This is a genomic window from Actinotalea sp. C106, assembly GCF_023630195.1.
In the GTDB taxonomy this organism is placed as follows: Bacteria; Actinomycetota; Actinomycetes; order Actinomycetales; family Cellulomonadaceae; genus Actinotalea.
Genome location: NZ_JALPKN010000371.1, coordinates 1 through 2600, shown reverse-complemented (window position 1 = coordinate 2600; position 2600 = coordinate 1). Strand labels below are relative to the sequence as shown.

The window sequence follows — 2600 nt, the reverse complement described above, 5'->3', positions numbered from 1 at the left end:
CCGGCCGCCCCGACGACCGCAGCCGCCCAGGTCGCGGTGCGCGCGTCGGCCGAGGAGGCGAGGACACCGAGGCCTGCGAACGCTGTGAGGCCGACCGCAGCGAGCAGCGGGCGCCGTCGTCCGAGGACCCCGAGGCCCGCGCCGACGAGCACCGAGACGACGAGGATCCCGCCGACGAGCACCGGCTTGTCGGCGGTGCCCAGCGTCGCGATCGCTGCCCTCTCCAACCAGCCGGGCACCGTGTCGATGACCGCGTCGCCCACGGCGAGAACCAAGGATCGCGAGTCGTCCAGCAGCCCGGCGACGAGCTCGGCGACGCCGAGGGCGACCGCCGTGGCCATGACTCCGGCCACGGCGCCCGCGGCCCTGCTGGGCAGTGCCGGTGCTGCTGCGGACGACGACGTCTCGTGAGTCACCCTCGGAGCGTACGACCGTGCTTCCCGGCCCGCTCGGCTCGAGGGGCTGGTGCAGCAGCGCCTGCCGCCCGATCACATCGGTCAGGCAGTGCACACCCAGGGCGACGCGGGTGAACCCGACCACGACGACGACGGTGGTGGGCCCCGCCGTGCTCGACCACCGACGGGTAGAACGCCGCCGTGATCGAGCGGGGCGTGGCCTCCCACGTCTCGTCGGCGCCACCGGTGCTGGAACGGGTCCAGGGCGTACAGCAGCGGGGCGACCAGGGCGCGACGGTGCGAGGTCCTGCCCTGGCAACCCCCGGGCGTCGCCCCTACGCTCGGGTCATGACTGCTGACGGACTGACCCAGGCCCGGAACAAGATGACCGAGGCGGGGGTCGCACCGACAGCGATCGACGTCTTCTCGCGGTTCTACGAGCTCCTCGAGTCCGGTGAGACCGGGGCGGTACCCGAGTCCGACGTCGCTCCGTTGCGTGACGTCCCCGAGCTCTCGACGCTCGAGGTCGACGAGCAGGCGGGCCGCGAGGCCCTGGCCGCGACCGCCGTGATCAAGCTCAACGGCGGCCTGGGCACCTCGATGGGCATGGACCGGGCCAAGTCCCTGCTGCGGGTCCGCGACGACCACACCTTCCTCGACGTCATCGCCCAGCAGGTCCTCGCGGCCCGCGCTGCCACCGGGGCCCGCCTGCCGCTGGTGCTCATGAACAGCTTCCGTACCCAGCAGGACACCCTCGCGGCGTTGGAGCGGTACCCGGAGCTGCCGGTCGACGACCTCCCGCTGGACTTCCTGCAGAACCGTGAGCCCAAGCTGCGCACCGAGGACCTCACCCCGGTCGAGTGGCCGGCGGACCCGAGCCTCGAGTGGTGCCCGCCGGGCCACGGCGACCTGTACGCGGCGCTCTACGCCTCGGGGATCCTGCGTCGGCTGCTGGACGCAGGTTTCCGCTACGCCTCGGTCTCCAACTCCGACAACCTGGGTGCGGCCCCGGACGCGCGCATCGCCGGGTGGTTCGCCGCCTCCGGGGCGCCCTTCGCCTCCGAGGTCGCGCGCCGCACCCCGGCCGACCGCAAGGGTGGTCACCTCGTGGTGCGTCGGTCCGACGGCCGGATCATCCTGAGGGAGACCGCGCAGACGCTCCCCGAGGACGCCGAGGCCGCCGCGGACATCGAGACCCATCCGTTCTTCAACACCAACAACCTGTGGCTCGACCTCCGTGCCCTGGCTGCTGAGCTCGACCGGACCGGAGGAGTGCTCGACCTCCCTCTCATCCGCAACGACAAGACCGTGGACCCCAGCGATCCCTCGTCGACGCCGGTCGTGCAGATCGAGTCCGCGATGGGAGCGGCGATCGAGGTGTTCGACGGCGCGGCGGTCCTCGAGGTCGACAGGTCCAGGTTCCTCCCGGTCAAGACGACCAACGACCTGCTCGTCCTGCGCTCGGACGTCTACCGCAGCACCGAGGAGCATCGTCTCGTCGCCACCGTGGACGCTCCGCTGGTCGACCTGGACCCGAAGCACTACAAGACGATCACGGCCTTCGACTCCCGGGTGCCGAGCACTCCCTCCCTCGCCGAGGCGCAGGCCCTCACGGTGCGCGGCGACTGGACCTTCGGACGAGGCGTGGTCGTGGTCGGTAGGGCGGAGCTCGCCGACCAGGGGTCAGGCGCCCAGGTGCCCGACGGCGCGACGGTGACCTCAGCCGGCCTTGGCTGATCACCCGGGAGGGCGGGGTGGCCCAGCCTCTGGTTGACTGCTGGGACCAGGCTGGTGCCGGACGCACGCGATGCTGCATGCCGGATCGGTGACACGCGCGACCGCGGAGGACACATGGTGTACACGCTCTCGACGCCGACCCTCCTGGCGAGCGACGCCGCCTGCCAGCCGCGTGCGGTCGAGCTGCTCGAGACGCTGAGCGGTGTCTTCCGCCTGACCGAGCGGGGGGTGACGCACCTGGGGCTGCACGCCCTGGACGTCGAGGGCGCAGCGCTCGACGCGGCATGGGAGAGCGTGATGGCGGCCGACACCACCGGGGCGTCGACCCTCGACGAGCTGGCCCGAGTCGCGAGCGACGGGCCTGAGCACGGCGCCACCCTGGCCCGGAGCCGGCTCGGCACGGCCCGGGACGTGGTCCAGCTGGTCCTGACCGAGGCGTCCCGCTGGCCCGACCCGGCCACCGTCGAG

General features: G+C 72.5%; 2 protein-coding genes and 1 pseudogene. 2 read left to right on the top strand and 1 reads right to left on the bottom strand.

Annotated features, from left to right (window positions below):
* A pseudogene (locus L0B03_RS16465) lies at positions 1–416 on the bottom strand (oxidoreductase); the annotation flags it as partial.
* A gap of 327 nt (positions 417–743) precedes the next feature.
* On the opposite strand from L0B03_RS16465, the gene L0B03_RS16460 reads away from it, so the two are divergent.
* Both L0B03_RS16460 and L0B03_RS16455 read left to right on the top strand, forming a co-directional pair.
* The gene (locus tag L0B03_RS16460) at positions 744–2132 is read left to right on the top strand and encodes a UTP--glucose-1-phosphate uridylyltransferase (RefSeq protein ID WP_250447885.1); all 1389 of its coding nucleotides are present in this window, start codon (positions 744–746) and stop codon (positions 2130–2132) included.
* A 114-nt stretch (positions 2133–2246) separates the two neighbouring features.
* A partial coding sequence (locus L0B03_RS16455; protein WP_250447883.1) for a hypothetical protein occupies positions 2247–2600 on the top strand: 354 nt, incomplete at its 3' end.

What these genes read in the sequence shown, in the direction of transcription:
- L0B03_RS16460 (WP_250447885.1), top strand. Translation starts at nt 744, where the DNA reads ATGACTGCTGACGGACTGACCCAGGCCCGGAACAAGATGACCGAGGCG.